Origin of the sequence: Enterobacter sichuanensis, assembly GCF_009036245.1 — a bacterium.
Taxonomy (GTDB): domain Bacteria; phylum Pseudomonadota; class Gammaproteobacteria; order Enterobacterales; family Enterobacteriaceae; genus Enterobacter; species Enterobacter sichuanensis.
The window spans coordinates 2561180-2576591 of the sequence record NZ_CP027986.1 but is presented as its reverse complement, the minus strand read 5'-3'; the positions used below and the strand labels follow the sequence as shown (position 1 = coordinate 2576591).

At 55.3% G+C, this 15412-nt stretch carries 14 protein-coding genes; 1 reads left to right on the top strand and 13 read right to left on the bottom strand.

The window, feature by feature from the left end:
• Positions 1-94 precede the first annotated feature (94 nt).
• From osmB to C1N69_RS12355, 3 genes are all read right to left on the bottom strand, one after another.
• Positions 95-313 carry an osmotically-inducible lipoprotein OsmB gene (gene osmB / locus C1N69_RS12365; protein WP_008501216.1) on the bottom strand — a complete coding sequence of 73 codons (219 nt, stop codon included), beginning with the start codon at positions 311-313 and terminating at the stop codon, positions 95-97.
• Between the two features lie 263 nt (positions 314-576).
• Complete coding sequence (gene yciT / locus C1N69_RS12360; protein WP_047958820.1) at positions 577-1329, bottom strand: DNA-binding transcriptional regulator YciT; 753 nt, start codon at positions 1327-1329, stop codon at positions 577-579.
• A gap of 43 nt (positions 1330-1372) precedes the next feature.
• Positions 1373-1555, bottom strand: coding sequence for a YciZ family protein (locus C1N69_RS12355; protein ID WP_047958819.1), 183 nt, complete (start codon positions 1553-1555; stop codon positions 1373-1375).
• 193 nt (positions 1556-1748) lie between these two features.
• Between C1N69_RS12355 and C1N69_RS12350 the strand changes: the two genes are divergently transcribed.
• Entirely contained in the window at positions 1749-2618 is an 870-nt protein-coding gene (locus C1N69_RS12350; protein ID WP_025756593.1) for a crotonase/enoyl-CoA hydratase family protein, read from the top strand.
• Here C1N69_RS12350 and pdeR read toward each other — a convergent pair.
• From pdeR to pspF, 10 genes are all read right to left on the bottom strand, one after another.
• Positions 2615-4606 carry a cyclic di-GMP phosphodiesterase gene (gene pdeR, locus C1N69_RS12345; protein ID WP_025756594.1) on the bottom strand — a complete coding sequence of 664 codons (1992 nt, stop codon included), beginning with the start codon at positions 4604-4606 and terminating at the stop codon, positions 2615-2617. The genes C1N69_RS12350 and pdeR overlap by 4 nt on opposite strands.
• A gap of 323 nt (positions 4607-4929) precedes the next feature.
• On the bottom strand, positions 4930-6864 hold the full coding sequence (locus C1N69_RS12340; protein ID WP_095449148.1) for an exoribonuclease II: 1935 nt from the start codon (positions 6862-6864) through the stop codon (positions 4930-4932).
• An 88-nt stretch (positions 6865-6952) separates the two neighbouring features.
• Entirely contained in the window at positions 6953-7939 is a 987-nt protein-coding gene (locus tag C1N69_RS12335) for a CMD domain-containing protein (protein WP_104556913.1), read from the bottom strand.
• 154 nt (positions 7940-8093) lie between these two features.
• The gene (gene fabI, locus C1N69_RS12330; RefSeq protein ID WP_003856831.1) at positions 8094-8882 is read right to left on the bottom strand and encodes an enoyl-ACP reductase FabI; all 789 of its coding nucleotides are present in this window, start codon (positions 8880-8882) and stop codon (positions 8094-8096) included.
• A 124-nt stretch (positions 8883-9006) separates the two neighbouring features.
• A complete protein-coding gene (sapF, locus tag C1N69_RS12325; protein WP_025756604.1) occupies positions 9007-9813 on the bottom strand; it encodes a peptide ABC transporter ATP-binding protein SapF in 807 nt (268 codons plus the stop codon).
• Position 9814: 1 nt separating this feature from the next.
• Positions 9815-10807: a putrescine export ABC transporter ATP-binding protein SapD gene (sapD, locus tag C1N69_RS12320; RefSeq protein WP_025756605.1), complete on the bottom strand. Its 993-nt coding sequence runs from the start codon at positions 10805-10807 to the stop codon at positions 9815-9817.
• Entirely contained in the window at positions 10807-11697 is an 891-nt protein-coding gene (gene sapC, locus C1N69_RS12315; protein ID WP_047958815.1) for a putrescine export ABC transporter permease SapC, read from the bottom strand. Before sapC ends, sapD begins: the two co-directional genes overlap by 1 nt.
• Positions 11684-12649: a putrescine export ABC transporter permease SapB gene (sapB, locus tag C1N69_RS12310; RefSeq protein WP_045285954.1), complete on the bottom strand. Its 966-nt coding sequence runs from the start codon at positions 12647-12649 to the stop codon at positions 11684-11686. Before sapB ends, sapC begins: the two co-directional genes overlap by 14 nt.
• Entirely contained in the window at positions 12646-14286 is a 1641-nt protein-coding gene (gene sapA, locus C1N69_RS12305) for an ABC transporter substrate-binding protein SapA (protein ID WP_155031296.1), read from the bottom strand. The genes sapB and sapA overlap by 4 nt, the downstream gene beginning before the upstream one ends.
• 88 nt (positions 14287-14374) lie before the next feature.
• Complete coding sequence (gene pspF / locus C1N69_RS12300; protein WP_095440501.1) at positions 14375-15352, bottom strand: phage shock protein operon transcriptional activator; 978 nt, start codon at positions 15350-15352, stop codon at positions 14375-14377.
• Between the last annotated feature and the right edge of the window lie 60 nt (positions 15353-15412).

The window sequence follows — 15412 nt, the reverse complement described above, 5'->3', positions numbered from 1 at the left end:
CGCGGCAATTGCCGCGGCTCGTTTTATATACGTGCGTAAGTCAGACCTGAAATGCGTTCAAATATCGCAATATCGGGGAAGGCTTATAGAGTAATTATTTGCCAACCTGGTGACCGATAATACCACCGACAGCAGCGCCACCTAATGTACCCAGCGTACTACCATCTGTTAAGACTGCACCACCGAGAGCACCAGCACCGGCACCAATCGCGGTGTTACGGTCACGTTTAGACCAGTTAGAGCATGCGCTCAGGGACATTGCTACAGTGATTGCCAGAACAGCGGCGGCTAATTTTTTGCTGGTTAAGGTCATAATACTTTCTCCTGAATTATCGATTCACGGAAAGATGTACACGTTAAGTATAGACGAATCGAATACTTAAAACCGTTCTCCGTGAAAGCTGGTCGCGCAGGTGTTACGTCATCACGCAGGTGATAGTCACTTCCTGTTATATCGCTAACAGTAATTTTACGACTTTACGCCGGGTTAAACAGGTAAAAACTCTTAAAGCAGGGTTAAGAATCTTCTCAGAGAAAGAACAACATGCGCGCCCGAAATTCGGGCGCGGAGGGAAATCAGGCTGTGGTTTTAATAATATTGACGATGAGACCGTCATCTTCCATTTTATTGCGGTGCGCTTCGCTCAAACGGTCGTCAGTAATAACGCGGCTAAAGCGGGAAACGGGCCCCATGGTGTAAGGGTGAACGGCGCCAAATTTTGAGCTATCCGTGAGCACAATGGCTTCACACTCTTTTTCCAGTACCGCGTTCACGACGTCAGAGCGCATCATATCCCGGCCGGTAAACCCCGTTTCCGGTTGCCAGCCATCAATGCCGATAAAGGCTTTACTGAAATGGACCTGCTGAACGTACTGACGGGTCAGCGGGCCGACCATGCTTTCACTTTTTTTCTGGTAAATACCGCCCAGCAGAATAACCTCGCAGCGCGTCTCTTTAAGCAAATGCGCGATATAGCTACTGACAGTGATAATGGTCACGTCTTTCTGCTCGGCAAGCGTGCGCGCCAGAAGGGCATTACTGCTGCCGTTTTCAATAAAGACAGTCTCGCCATTGTTCACTAACGATGCGGCAAATTCCGCCAGCTCACGTTTCAGCGCGTAGTTATTCATCATACGCGTCTCAACGTCATCGCTGTCCAGCGGGACAGCATACCCGTGCGCGCGACGCAGGTAGCTCTGTTTTTCCAGCAGATTAAGATCCTGACGGATGGTGACTTCAGAAACGCCAGTGGTTTTGGCGAGATCGACTACGCTGACGCGCCCCTGGTCAATGACCATCTGCAAAATGAGTTGTTGTCGGGAATTCATAGCATCCATTTAATAAAGCGAAACGAAGTCGGAAACGGTGGGATTAAACTTCCCACGGCGCTTTGGGCTGGCTGTTTTCGGGCGCAACGTCAGAGCCATTCTGAGCAAGAAGTTCAGACTTCAGGATCTCCAGATTACGAATAGCAGAGTGATAATCGCCCGCCACCAGGATATCCAGCACGGTATCAATACGTTGTGCTACAGCTTGTGCATCAATAGTAGACATAATCTCACCCCAGGCGCGAAAAGTTAATATTTTCAATGATGCAGAAATTAGGATCAAAAGAGAAGGGAAAAAATGCAATAACGAAATCACATAAACGGAAGTGATAAATTTATTCCCCCTCATAAAGCAGGTTGGGTGAGTGGATTAGTCTAAAACTGCGCGCAAGGCGCTTTTTTATAAGAGGTATTAGACTATGACAGTTATCAATCAGCCAACCTGCACACTGTTTACCGATACTGAACGGTTCACCCAGTTGTCAGGCTATTACGAGGCGGAACGACGCACAGTCTGGATGATGCTGCGAGCCCAGCCACGTCCTTGCTTCAACCATGCGTTAATCGAGGAGATCATGAATTTTTCATGGCTGGTTCGCCAGTCCGGCTTTACGGTTGATTTTTGGGTTACCGGTTCGCTGGTGCCTGAAATGTATAACGTGGGCGGCGATTTACAATTCTTCGTCGAATGCCTGCAGAACGGGCGTCGTGAAGCATTACGGGCGTATGCCCGCGCCTGCGTTGATTGCGTCCACGCCGCGTCACGGGGGTTTGATACAGGAGCCATCAGCCTGGCAATGGTCGAAGGCAGTGCTCTGGGTGGTGGCTTTGAGGCCGCGCTGGCGCACCATTTTGTCCTGGCACAGCGCGATGCCCGTTTAGGTTTCCCTGAAATCGCCTTTAATTTGTTCCCGGGGATGGGCGGATACTCCCTGGTGGCACGCCGGTCAGGCATGAAGCTGGCGGAGGAACTCATCTACAAAGGAGAGTCTCATACGGCGGAATGGTACGAACAGCACGGGCTGGTGGATGTGCTGTTTGAACCCGGACAAAGCTATGTCTCTGCCAGAACCTTCATCGATACGCTGGCACCAAAACTGAATGGCGTAAGGGCGATGTTGCGCGCTCGTGCGCGCGTTCTGCAGTTGCCTCGCAGTGAACTGATGGATATCACGGAAGACTGGGTTGACGCGGCGTTCTGTCTGGAGCCCAAAGATATCGCCTACATGGAGCGTCTGGTGATGCTGCAAAACCGCCATCACGCGGCGGGTTTGCGTAAAGCCAGTTAACGTTGTTTACGCGCTTGATATCGTTTTAGCCATCGCTCGAATGCGGCAGCGGGCATCGGCTTAGCAAACAGAAAACCCTGCCGTTCGTTGACGCCGTTCTTGGTCAGAAAGGCGTCTTCTTTCGCATTTTCCACCCCTTCGGCAATCACCTGCAGGTTCAACGCCTGCGCCACCGCGACGATGGCGCGCACCAGAGACTGGGAGATTGACTGCTTATGAATGTCTCTGACAAAAGACTGATCGAGTTTTATGGCGTCAATGGGGAAGCGGGCCAGTTGAGAAAGCGACGAGTAGCCGGTACCAAAATCGTCGAGGTGAATTTGTGCCCCGAGTCGGCTGAACTGCTGGATCACCGAAAGCGCCAGCTCTTCGTTCTCAATCAGACAGCTTTCTGTCAATTCAACGTCGACAGGACAGTATTCAAAGTTCAAATCCTTCAGCGCCTGTTTCAGGTCACTAAAAATTGTCTGGTCGGCAAGTTGGCGCGCAGAGACGTTCACGGCCACGCGCAGGTTTATCCCCTTATCGCGCCATTTCGCCACCTGGCGAACCACATCCAGCATGACCCAACGGCCCAGCGGCACGATCAGGCCCGACTCCTCGGCATAAGAGATAAACTCCAGCGGAGGGATCAGACCGCGCTCCGGCGATTGCCAGCGGACCAGCGCTTCCAGACTTCTGATTTCTCCGCGCCAGGTTATTTTAGGCTGGTAGTGGATCAGCAGTTGATCGTTATCCAGCGCTTTACGCAGGTTGGTATCCAGCCAGAGATATTCGAACACGCGCTGGTTCATCTCGGGAGAGAATACGCAGAACTTGCCGCGGCCGTTCTCTTTCGCGGTATACATGGCGGTATCGGCGTTACGAATGACGCTTTCTCGGTCGTTACCGTGCTGCGGGGCGAGGGCAATCCCCAACGAGCAGCCGGTGTAAACTTCAATCAGACCGATTCTGAACGGCTGGCGCAGGCGAGTCAAAATACGGGATGCCATCGCCTCCAGAGACCCCTGAGAGGTATGGGTGGCCATGACGATAAACTCATCACCGCCAAGCCTGGCCAGCACCTGGCCCTCATCCAGGCAACTCAAAATGGCGAGCGCGACAGCCTGTAACAGCTGATCGCCAAACATATGCCCGTAGGCGTCGTTGACCTTTTTAAAGTTATCCAGATCGAGATACACCACGCCAACCTGCGTATCGCCGCGGGTGGCGATGGCGTCAGAAATCAGTTCGTGAATGGCATTGCGGTTTGGTAAACCGGTGATGGTATCGGTATTGGCCAGCACGCGCAGCCGCTCCTGCGCGCGGCGTTCCTCGGTAATGTCGGTACCGGAACAGATGAGGAAAATTTCATTTTTACCGCTGCCGCTATGAACAAATTTGTTTCTGAACAGAAACAACCGTTGCCCCTTACGCGTTTTGATCCAGCGTTCCACTTCGTAGGAGCTGCCGTTGCGAAAGAAACCGGTAATATTCCGCTTTGAGGCTGCCGCTTCGCTGCGGCTCATAAACAGCTTAAACACGTTCTGGCCAATTACTTCGTGTTCTTTGAGACCGGTGTACTCTTCGCTCAGCCGGTTAAAACGCTGAATATTGCCATTCTGATCGAGAATAACGATGACGGAGTTGGCCTCTGAAACAACCTGTTCCGCAAAAGAGAGTCCCTGAGCCAGATCGCGGGCCACGGAAGGGGTATCGTTCCAGGCCGACGCGGTGCCTGCCCACTCGTTGCGGGTGATTTTGCGCCCCACAAGATGGACCGGCACCTCTTCCCCGTACAGGGAGAGCGACATGGAAATACTGGAGGTAATCACGGTTAACTGACGGATGAGATCGGCCTGCTCGTCGTCCAGCGCCACCACCTGCGTAACGTCGGCATTTTCGCTGGTGGCCAGGTGCAGAGCATTGCTGTCAGCTGACAGGCGCCACCAGGGGCTGTGCGTCCCCATGTAACGAAACAGCAAATTCTGCTCCAGTTCGTCCATCATGTTTTCTCCCGCAGCTGTTCATTAGCGCACAAATTATTCATTTGCAGTCGACTTTTCCGTTGTGAAACAGCGGCAAAACCGAAGTGAACTTATTGTTTTTCCCTGTTTTCTTATAATAAAACGAGTCAGGCAGAAAAAAATACCGAGCGTATAAAAATTCAGGTAACCGAATATAACAACCCCCTTTTACTGTAGATAATTATGGTGATTTTGGGCGAAGGGAGAGGGGAATTTGTGAGAAAACGTGATGATTTTGTGGCGAGGGTAAAAAGAGAGATTGTCGGCCACTTCTGAGAGGAAATGACCGACAATTGAACAGCTTATCAGGCGACAGGGCGTGCGATAATACTGCGGGTTTCCATGCGGACTTCGGCGATAGTTACGTCAATCACGTCGGTGACTTTGTAAACTGTTTCACCTTTAATTTGCACCGTTCCGTTTTCCTGGCTGCAGACCATTTCGTCACGGACTGCGTGCAGGAACGGAGCAGGAATAAAGGCCACCGCGCCGTTATCGACCAGACGTACGCGCATACCCCCGCGGCTGATATCAATGATCTCTGCCGCAAAACGGGTATCCGTGCCGGCTTTATCCTGCAGGAAGCGCGCGTACAGCCAGTCTCCCACGTCACGCTCCGCCATGCGGTTCAGGCGGCGACGTTCGGCCATCTGCAGCGTGGTCTCCTCCTGAGGACGGGCAATCGTTTCGCCTTTGATGATGGCTTTCAGCAGACGGTGGTTCACCATATCGCCGTATTTACGGATGGGCGACGTCCAGGTGGCGTACGCTTCCAGGCCGAGGCCAAAGTGCGGGCCTGGCTCGGTGCTGATTTCTGCGAAGGACTGGAAGCGACGAATACGGCTGTCCAGGAAACCGGATGGCTGCGCATCCAGCTCGCGACGAAGCTTACAGAACCCCGGCAGCGTGAGTACCTCTTCCGGATCCACATGCACATCGTGATTTTTCAGCAGGGCCGCCAGCGCTTCGGTATTCGCCGGGTCAAACCCGGTATGGACGTTGTAAATACCAAAGCCCAGTTTGTCGCGCAGCACGCGTGCGGCGCAAATGTTCGCTGCAATCATCGCTTCTTCTACGATACGGTTGGCAATGCGACGCGGCTCAGCCACGATATCCAGCACTTCACCTTTTTCACCCAGCACAAAGCGATAATCCGGGCGATCTTTGAACACCAGCGCATGGGTTTGACGCCACTCGCCGCGGTTCAGGCAGATACGATGCAGCAGACGGATCTGCGCGGCAATCGCGTCGGATTCCGGTTTCCAGGTGCCCGTATTTTCAAGCCAGTCGGAGACGTTATCGTAGACCAGCTTGGCTTTCGATTCGATGGTGGCGGCAAAGAACTCAATATCGTCTTCAATGGTACCATCCGCTGCGATGGTCATGCGGCAGGCAAGGACCGGACGCACTTCATCCGGACGCAGCGAGCAGAGATCGTCTGACAATTCGCGCGGCAGCATCGGAATATTGAAGCCTGGCAGGTAGTTGGTAAAGGCACGGATCTTCGCCGCGTCATCCAGCTTGCTGCCTTCGGCAATCCAGGCTGTTGGATCGGCAATGGCAACCGTCAAATGCAGTTTGCCGTCATCGCTCTCTTCAGCGTAGAGCGCGTCATCCATATCTTCTGTGCTGGCGCTGTCGATGGTGACAAACGTCAGGGCGGTGAGATCGCGACGCGTCAAACCTTCGTCCTGCATCTCGGTCGCCACGCCATTTGGCGCTTCTTTTTCAAGATTGTGGCGCGCGAGGGTGACCCACCATGGCACGAAATGGTCAGCGCCAAAGGTGATGAACTGGGTTAACTCGGCATAGAAACCGCGATCGCCTTTCAGCGGATGACGGCGCATTTCGGCCACGGCCCAGTCACCGTCTTTAAAATCATGCTCAACACCACGGGCAGCACGGCACGGAATGGCATCTTTCAGCAGGGGATGATCCGGTACGACAGAGAGACGATCGTCTTTTCTCTGCACCTTGCCCACAAAACGGGTCAGGAACGGTTCAATCAGTTCTTCCGGCTCGGCGGACTCACGTTCCTTCTCGGTATGAATGACGGCCATGACGCGATCGCCATGCATCACTTTCTTCATCTGCGGAGGCGGAATGAAGTAGCTTTTCTGCGCGTCAACTTCAAGGAAGCCAAAGCCCTTTTCCGTGGCTTTTACGACCCCTTCTGCACGCGGCGTCTGGGAATGCAGTTGCTGTTTAAGCTGCGCTAGCAGCGGGTTGTCCTGAAACATAATGTTCTATTTTCGTAGCCATTGAGCGGCTGACAGTTTTACGCGATTCTCACTGTCTCAGCAAGCGGTCTTTGGGTAATTAGTATGGTTATTCCTCTTTACCCAACGCGACTTTCAGACGCGTAAGCCAGCCCTCAAACGCACTTTGAGTCAGCAGCGCGATGGCGTGTTCGGCTGAAAGTCCTTGATCCGTGAGCGGGGTAAACTGTGCGGCACTGAAGCGGTCCGGTGAACGTGTCAGCAACTCAACCGCGGCGGATAGCGCAGGGGAGGTCAGGGCAATCGTTTCCCGGCTATGTATCAGGATTTCTCCCGTCAGGTCGAGCAACGACGGCTCATGGCAAAGGACCGGCGTCAGCGCTTCAAGCGCGGGCTCTGCCTGCCAGCGGGACAACGACTCAAGCTGATGCGCACTCGCATAGCGCAGTTCGACGACCGGTAACAGCGGCACCCATGCGCTGTGGATCGCGGGCAGGGTGTGCGGCTGAATATGATGACCCGGCAACCAGCGAACAGGGTGTCCCAACAGCGCCTGAAACACCGCGACTACGCGCGCCTGAAAACCGATAAAGCCGATAATCTGGTTAATCACCACAATGTCATATATTGACAGGCCCACCTCATCCAGCTGGTTTTGCGCTTTATCATCAATGACATCAGGGGAGCTGGCGAGCTGGCGGGCATACTGCGTGATTTGCGCCAGGCGTCGGTTGCTTTCGCGAGAGGAGTCCGGGCCGGGAAGCGGGGCGAGGAGGGCGGCGTAGTGGTTACAAAGCCGCTGGACGCCACAGGCCTGTGCGACCGTCAGCGCGGTGCTGAGCCTGTCGTAGGCGCTGAGCGTGTGCAGGCGGTTAACGGGAATCGAGAGCGGAAACAGCAGGTGACATAAGGCTCTGGCAGGGGTAAGCCAGCCAGAACAGGCGGCGACAATCTCATCAGGCAAGGCTAAATCGAGCAAAAAACGATCGTCGACGTTAGCGGCTTCGGGCACCAGGGGCAGAACATCCGTCTGCGCGTGGTTTGACTGGGTTTCGTGGTACCAGTGGCCTTTGCCGGAAAAACGGCGTTGTTCCATGTGCGTTCCTTGATCTCAAAATGGCGATCAATATCCTGGCGTAAGGCTGATAAAGGGAAAAATATTGTTAGGTGATAACAAATAGCAGAACGGAATAACGAAGGGGTGACGCGGGGAGAAATACTCTCTTCCCGGGCGGGAAGAGAGTCACAGCTTATTTAATTTCCAGCTCGTTCATTGCAGCAATGTTGAAGCCGCCGTCAACGTGAACCACTTCGCCGGAGATACCCGCGGAAAGGTCAGAGCACAGGAATGCTGCAGAGTTACCCACATCTTCAATGGTAACGGTACGACGAATCGGGGTAACCGCTTCGCAGTGTGCCAGCATTTTACGGAAATCTTTAATACCGGAAGCGGCCAGGGTGCGGATAGGACCTGCAGAGATGGCGTTAACGCGCACGCCTTCAGGACCCATTGCGTTCGCCATGTAGCGTACGTTTGCTTCCAGAGACGCTTTAGCCAGACCCATCACGTTGTAGTTAGGGATAGCGCGTTCTGCGCCCAGGTAAGACAAGGTCAGCAGGGCTGCGCCCGGGTTCAGCATCGCGCGGCAGGATTTTGCCATCGCCACGAAGCTGTAGGAGCTGATGTCGTGTGCGATTTTGAAGCCATCGCGGGTTACCGCATTCACGTAGTCGCCGTCCAGCTGGTCGCCAGGTGCGAAGCCGATGGAGTGAACGAAACCGTCGAATTTCGGCCATGCTTTTGCCAGTTCAGCAAACATGCCGTCGATGCTCTCGTCTTGTGCAACGTCACATTCCAGCACAATGCTGGAACCCAGCTGCGCGGCAAACTCTTCAACACGGCCTTTCAGCTTGTCGTTCTGGTAGGTGAACGCCAGCTCAGCGCCTTCGCGATGCATTGCCTGTGCGATGCCGTATGCGATGGACAGTTTGCTGGCAACGCCAGTTACCAGAATGCGCTTACCGGAAAGAAAACCCATAGCTTTAATCCTTATATTCATTGTTGTGCCGATTGTCATCATATCGGGACAATCGTCGTTAAAACGCGGCGATAATATCACGTGTCGCGTGCTTAGTTAATCCGACCACTCTTTCAATGCGCGCTTATCGGTCTTTTCGCCACGCATCAGCCGTCAATGCTTCACCGAAATGACCGGCAATCAGTCGTTTTGTCAGTTCATGGAGCGGGGAGGCCATCACATCCGCCGTACTGCCGCGCTCAACAACTTCCCCCTGGTGCATGACCAGCACCTGATCGCTGATGTGTTTCATCATCCCCAGATGCTGGGTCACGTAGATATAAGAGATACCCTGTTTTTCCTGCAATTCCAGCATCAGGTTAATCAACTGCGAGCGCATCGACATATCCAGCGAGGCAAGCGCTTCGTCGGCAATGATCACTTTCGGTCGCAAAATCAGCGCACGCGCCAGACCCAGACGCTGTTTCTGGCCGGGAGCCAGCATATGGGGATAGTAACTTTCGTGATCCGGTAACAGCCCAACCATACGCAGGGTTTCAACGATGCGCTTGCGGCGCGCCTCCGGCTCAAGGTCAGTGTTCAGACGCAGCGGAAAATCGAGGATCTGCGAAATGCGCTGGCGTGGATTGAGCGAGGTCGACGGATCCTGGAAAATCATGCGGATGCGCTGGCTGCGGAAAGAGTAATCGCCGAACGCCAGCGGATGATCGTCAATCAGCACTTCACCGTCGGTCGGTTCGACCATTCCCGCCAGCATTTTTGCCAGCGTGGATTTGCCGGAACCGTTCTCACCGATGATCGCCAGGGTCTGTTTTTCACGCAGGGTAAAGCTCAGGGGTTTTACCGCTTCGACCGTCTGACGATGAAACAGCCCCGTACGATAGCGAAAGGTCTTACTCAGGTTGCGGACTTCCAGCAAGGTTTCGACCATTTCACTCTCTCTCCATGTTCAGCGGGAAATGACAGGCATAAAGATGGTTTTTAGCCCCCGTCAGACGCGGCGTTTCAATGCACTTGCGCTGCGCGTAGGGACATCGCGGCCCCAGACGGCAGCCTATCGGCAAGGATTCCAGCAGCGGAATCGCCCCTGGCAGGGTATTCAGGCGGCTCTTGTGCGGCATGGCACTGCCAAAATCCGGAATCGCGCGGATAAGCGCCTGCGTATACGGATGATGCGGCGCGGTGATCAGGTCTTCACTCGGCGCGGTTTCGACCGTTTGCCCGCAGTACATCACATCAATTTTATCCGCCCATTTGCTGAGCATTTGCAGGTCATGGCTGATCAGCAAAATGGTGGTGTTGTTATTCTGGTTGAGGCGCGACAGCAGGCGGAAAATTTGTGCCTGTGTCGTGGGCTCCATCGCGTTTGTGGGTTCATCCGCAATCAACAGGCGCGGCTGATTGGCCAGCGCGATGGCAATCATCACTTTCTGACATTCACCGTCGGTCAGCTCATAGGGGAAGCTGCGCATCGCATCTTTATGATCTTTGATCCCGACGCGGTGCAGCAGCTCGATGGCGCGACGCTTGCGCCAGCCAATGCGCTGCCACCAGCGGCCTTTGTAGGTCCAGCCGGGAATGTTCTGCATCAGCTGTTTGCCCACGCGTTCGGACGGGTCGAGACAGGACTGCGGCTCCTGGAAAATCATCGAGACGTTATGCCCGACCAGCTTACGCCGCTCGCGCGGGGAGAGGCGCAGCAGGTCGATATCATCAAAGCGCATACGGTCTGCGGTCACGCGCCAGTTATCTTTTGCCACGCCGCAAATGGCCTTGGCAATCAGGCTTTTCCCCGAGCCAGATTCCCCCACCAGCCCACGAATTTCACCCTCAGCAAGGGTGATGCTGATGCGATCGACGGCTTTAACCCAGCCTTCACCGGTTTTGAATTCGATGGTGAGGTTGCGAATATCAAGAAGCGGCATTATTGCACCCCCGCGTTAATTGCACGGCGAATACCGTCGCCCAGCAGGTTAATCAGCAGCACGCTCACCATAATGGCCGCACCCGGCAGCATCACCGTCCACGGCGCAACGTAGATTAATTCCAGCGCGTCCCCGAGCATCGCGCCCCATTCAGGAGACGGCAACTGCGCGCCGAGGTCGAGGAAGCCAAGCGCAGCGATGTCCAGAATCGCCATCGACAGGGCGCGGGTGATCTCGGTGACCAGCCCGGCGGCAATGTTAGGCAAAACGGCAAACCACAGAATATTGAAGGTCGTTGCGCCGTCCAGACGGGCTGCGACGACATACTCTTTCTCCAGCTCATCATGCACCATGCTGTAAACCGAGCGCACGATGCGGGGCAGAATCGCCAGCCAGACGGCGAACATGGCATGCGACAGGTGCGGACCGGCAAAGGCAACCACAATGATCGCCAGCAGCAGAGAGGGGATCGAGAGCAGCGTATCGAGAATGTGGTTAAGCACCGCCGAACGCAGACCATGGGTGGAGCCCGCAAAAATACCCAGCGCCAGCCCACAGATCGTTGCCGCAAACGTCACCACAAACGCCCCGCCCACGGTAGGGGCAGCACCGCTCAGCAGGCGGCTTAGCACGTCACGTCCGAGATCGTCTGTTCCCAGGAAGAAGGAGACTTCACCGTAACGCGACCAGGAAGGCGGCAGCAGCTGATAGCCAAGGAACTGCTGATCGATACCATAAGGCGCAAACCACGAACCAAAAATGCAAAGCACTACCAGACCGGCGCAGCCATAAAGGCCGATCATGGCCGTGGTGTCGCCGTAGAATTTACGCCACACGGTACGCAGCACACCGGGCGTGCGCTTTTCACTGTATACGCTATCGTAAGGCATACCATTCCTTATGCTTCAATGGGTTGGCCATGGCACCCAGAATATCGGACAACACGTTCACAATGATCACCAGCGAACCAATCACCATCACTCCAGCCGAAATCGCCGCGTAGTCCTGCTGGCGGATAGCGTTAATCAGCCACCGTCCCAGCCCGGGCCAGCTAAAGACCATCTCGGTGATCATGGCCAGCGTGAGCATGGTGGAAAACTGTAATCCCAGACGTGGGATTACCGGCGGCAGGGCGTTATGCAGGACGTTGCGACGCAGGATGGTCAGGCGCGACAACCCGCGCGTCGCGGCGGCTTTAACATAGTTCTGGTCAAACACCTCGATGGTACTCAGACGCATCAGGCGGATCACTTCGGTCGTTGGTGCCACCGCCAGGGTCAGCACCGGCAGTACCATATGGCGCAGGGCGCTCACGATCATCTCATCGCGCCACACGGAATCGGAGAGCCATGCGTCAACAATCGCAAAGCCCGTCACCGTTTTCACCGTGTAAAGCAGGTCAAAACGGCCTGAGACCGGCAACCAGCCCATTGTCAGCGAGAAGAAAAGCGTCAGCAGCAGCGCCAGCCAAAAGACCGGGATGGAGAAGCCTAGCAGGGCCAGCGCACTGATAAACTTATCCTGCCATTTGTTGCGATAAATGCCGGCTAACATCCCCACGGGAATGCCAACCATCAGGGCAAAGCCGAAGGCCAGAATGCACAGCTCCATCGTGGCCGGGAAGACCTCTTTTAACTGCTCGGAAATCAGCTGTCCGTTAATGCTGGACACGCCAAAATCCCAGTGCAGCAGACCGTTAAACCAGAAGAGCCAGGCATCCCACAGGGAAGAGCCCTGGAGCGGGGCATGCGGCGTGAAATAGCTCAGGCTGAAGCCGACAAAGTTCAGGAAAAAGAGCGTCACCAGCAGCAACAGGAGCCGACGTAAGGTAAAAATAATCATGGTTTTTTCACCTCTTGTTCTTTTTCACGCGACACGCCGGCGAACGAGGCGTTGCCGAAAGGACTCAGCACCAGGCCTTTAATATCATAACGATAGGCCTGCAGACGCAGGGAGGAGGCCAGCGGCAGCACCGGCAGCTCCTGCGCGAGGATCTTCTGCGCTTCATCATACGCGTCGATGCGGGAAGCCAGCTGTTGGGAAGCCAGCGCTTTTTGCAGCACGGCGTCAAACTCCCGGTGACACCAGTGGGCGTAGTTGGTCTGCGAGTTTATCGCCGCACAGCTTAGCAACGGACGGAAGAAACTGTCCGGATCGTTACTGTCGGTGGCCCAGCCGGTCAGGGTTAAATCATGATTCATGTCCATCAGGCGCGCCTCCTGGAAACGGCCCTCTACCGGTACGATGATCACCTTCACGCCGACCTGCGCCATATCCGCCTGCAGCAGCTCGGCGGTCTTGAGCGGGCTCGGGTTCCACGCCTGGGAACTGGTAGGCACCCAAAGTTGCAGCGTGAGGTTTTCCGCGCCCAGCGCCTTCAACTGTTCGCGCGCTTTTGCCGGATTGTATTCCGTAATTTTAGCCTCACCGTCGTAGGCCCACGAGGCGCGCGGTAAAATTGAAGCGGCGGTTTCCGCGGTGCCGTAGTAGATCGACTGCATCAGGCGCTGGTTGTTGATCGCCAACGCCAGCGCATGACGAACGGCAGGGTTAGTCAACGGCGGCTTATCGGTGTTGAAGGCCAGATAAGCAATGTTCATGCCGGGACGTAACGTCAGACGCAGGCGCGGGTCGTCGCGCAAAATGGTGAGCTGGCTAGCAGCAGGCCAGGCGAGCACATCACACTCACCGGTGAGCAGTTTTGACAGACGCCCCGTCCCGCCGGAACCCAGATCGACCACCACCTGCGGCATCAGCGGCGTGCCGCGCCAGAAATGTTCGTGGCGCTGCAGACGAATATATTGCCCGGCGCGGTATTCGGCCAGCTGGAATGGACCGGTGCCGACCGGCTGGCGATCGAGCAGCTCCTGACGATCTTTTTTCGTCAGCTTCGCCGCGTATTCGGCCGACATAACGGACGCATAGTGAGTCGCCAGGTGCCAGAGGAAGGAGGCATCCGGTCGGGTCAGCGTAAATTCAACCGTCCGGTTATCCAGCTTGCGCACGCTCTTAACAGTGTCGGCAAACTGCAGGCTGTCGAAATAGGGGAAGTTGCTGCCGTTGACGTTATGCCACGGGTGATTGCGGTTAAAGATACGCTGGAACGTAAAGACCACATCGTCCGCGTTCAGCTTGCGCGTGGGGGTAAACCACGGCGTGCGCTGAAACGCCACATCATCACGAAGATGAAAACGGTAGGTTGCGCCGTTATCCAATACTTCCCAGCTCTCCGCCAGCTCGGGGACCAGACGGTAGGTGTAAGGATCGACATCAAGCAGCCGATCGTAAAGCTGGGCGGCGAGGGTATCGACAATCAGGCCGCTGCCCGCTTTTTGCGGGTTGAAGGTGTCCACCTGGCCACTGACGCAATAGACGAAGCCGCTGTCTCGAATGTCAGGCTGCGGCGTTTGCCCGGGCGCAGCAAAGGCCAGGCTGCTGAACAGACCGAGTGCAAAAAAGGACGATAAAACCAGACGCATAATTTTTAAGGTTTTTAGGTTCGATCTGCAAAGTGTATCGCACTTACGCCTGCTTCGTAAAAATGTCTGCGGGTAAGTGCTGATATTGTCAGCGCATTTGATGCTTTTTGAGCAATGCCCTTAACTGATGGTAGGTCAGACCCAGCAGTTCAGCCGCCCGTTTCTGGTTATATTTTGCTGCCTTCAGGCTTTGCTCCAGCAGCTGTTGCTCCTGGTCGTGCTGGAACTGACGTAAATCCAGGGGAAGGGTGGGCGCATTGGCTGACAACGACGGGGCGGATACCGGGGGTGCGCTGCGCTGAAAAGGATCGATAATAATGTTGTCCAGCTCCGTCTCGCTGCTGGCGTGGCGATAGACGGAACGCTCGACGACGTTTTTCAGCTCGCGGATATTTCCCGGCCAGTGATAAGCAAGCAGCGTCTCCCGGGCATAGTCGCTAAATCCGGGGAACAGTGGCAGACCCAGTTCACGGCACATCTGGATAGCAAACTGTTCTGCCAGCAGCATGATGTCGCTTCGCCGCTCGCGCAGCGGGGGAAGCTGAACGACGTCAAAAGCCAGCCGGTCAAGCAGATCGGCACGGAATTTTTCCTCCGCGACCCTTTCCGGCAGGTTGGCGTTGGTAGCGCAGACCAGGCGCACATTGACCTGCAACGGCTGGCTGCCGCCGACGCGCTCCAGCTCGCCGTACTCAATCACGCGCAGCAGTTTTTCCTGCACCAGCATCGGCGCGGTGGCCAGTTCGTCGAGAAACAGCGTGCCACCGTCGGCGCGCTCAAAGCGTCCGGGATGGCGCTTCTGGGCGCCGGTAAACGCGCCCGCTTCATGGCCGAAGAGCTCGCTATCGAGCAAATTTTCATTGAGCGCCGCGCAGTTAAGGGAAATGAAGGGGCCATCCCAGCGCCCGGACAAATAATGCAGACGATTGGCTATCAGCTCCTTTCCGGTTCCGCGTTCACCGATGATGAGCACCGGTTTATTGAGCGGCGCAAGGCGGGAGACCTGTTCCAGCACTTCCAGAAAACTGTTGGCTTCACCGAGTAAATTGTCTTTGTATCCAGGCATGATGAAATTAACCACTCCTTAGCGATATTCACCAGGTAAGCATAGTTGCGCGTTGCCTGA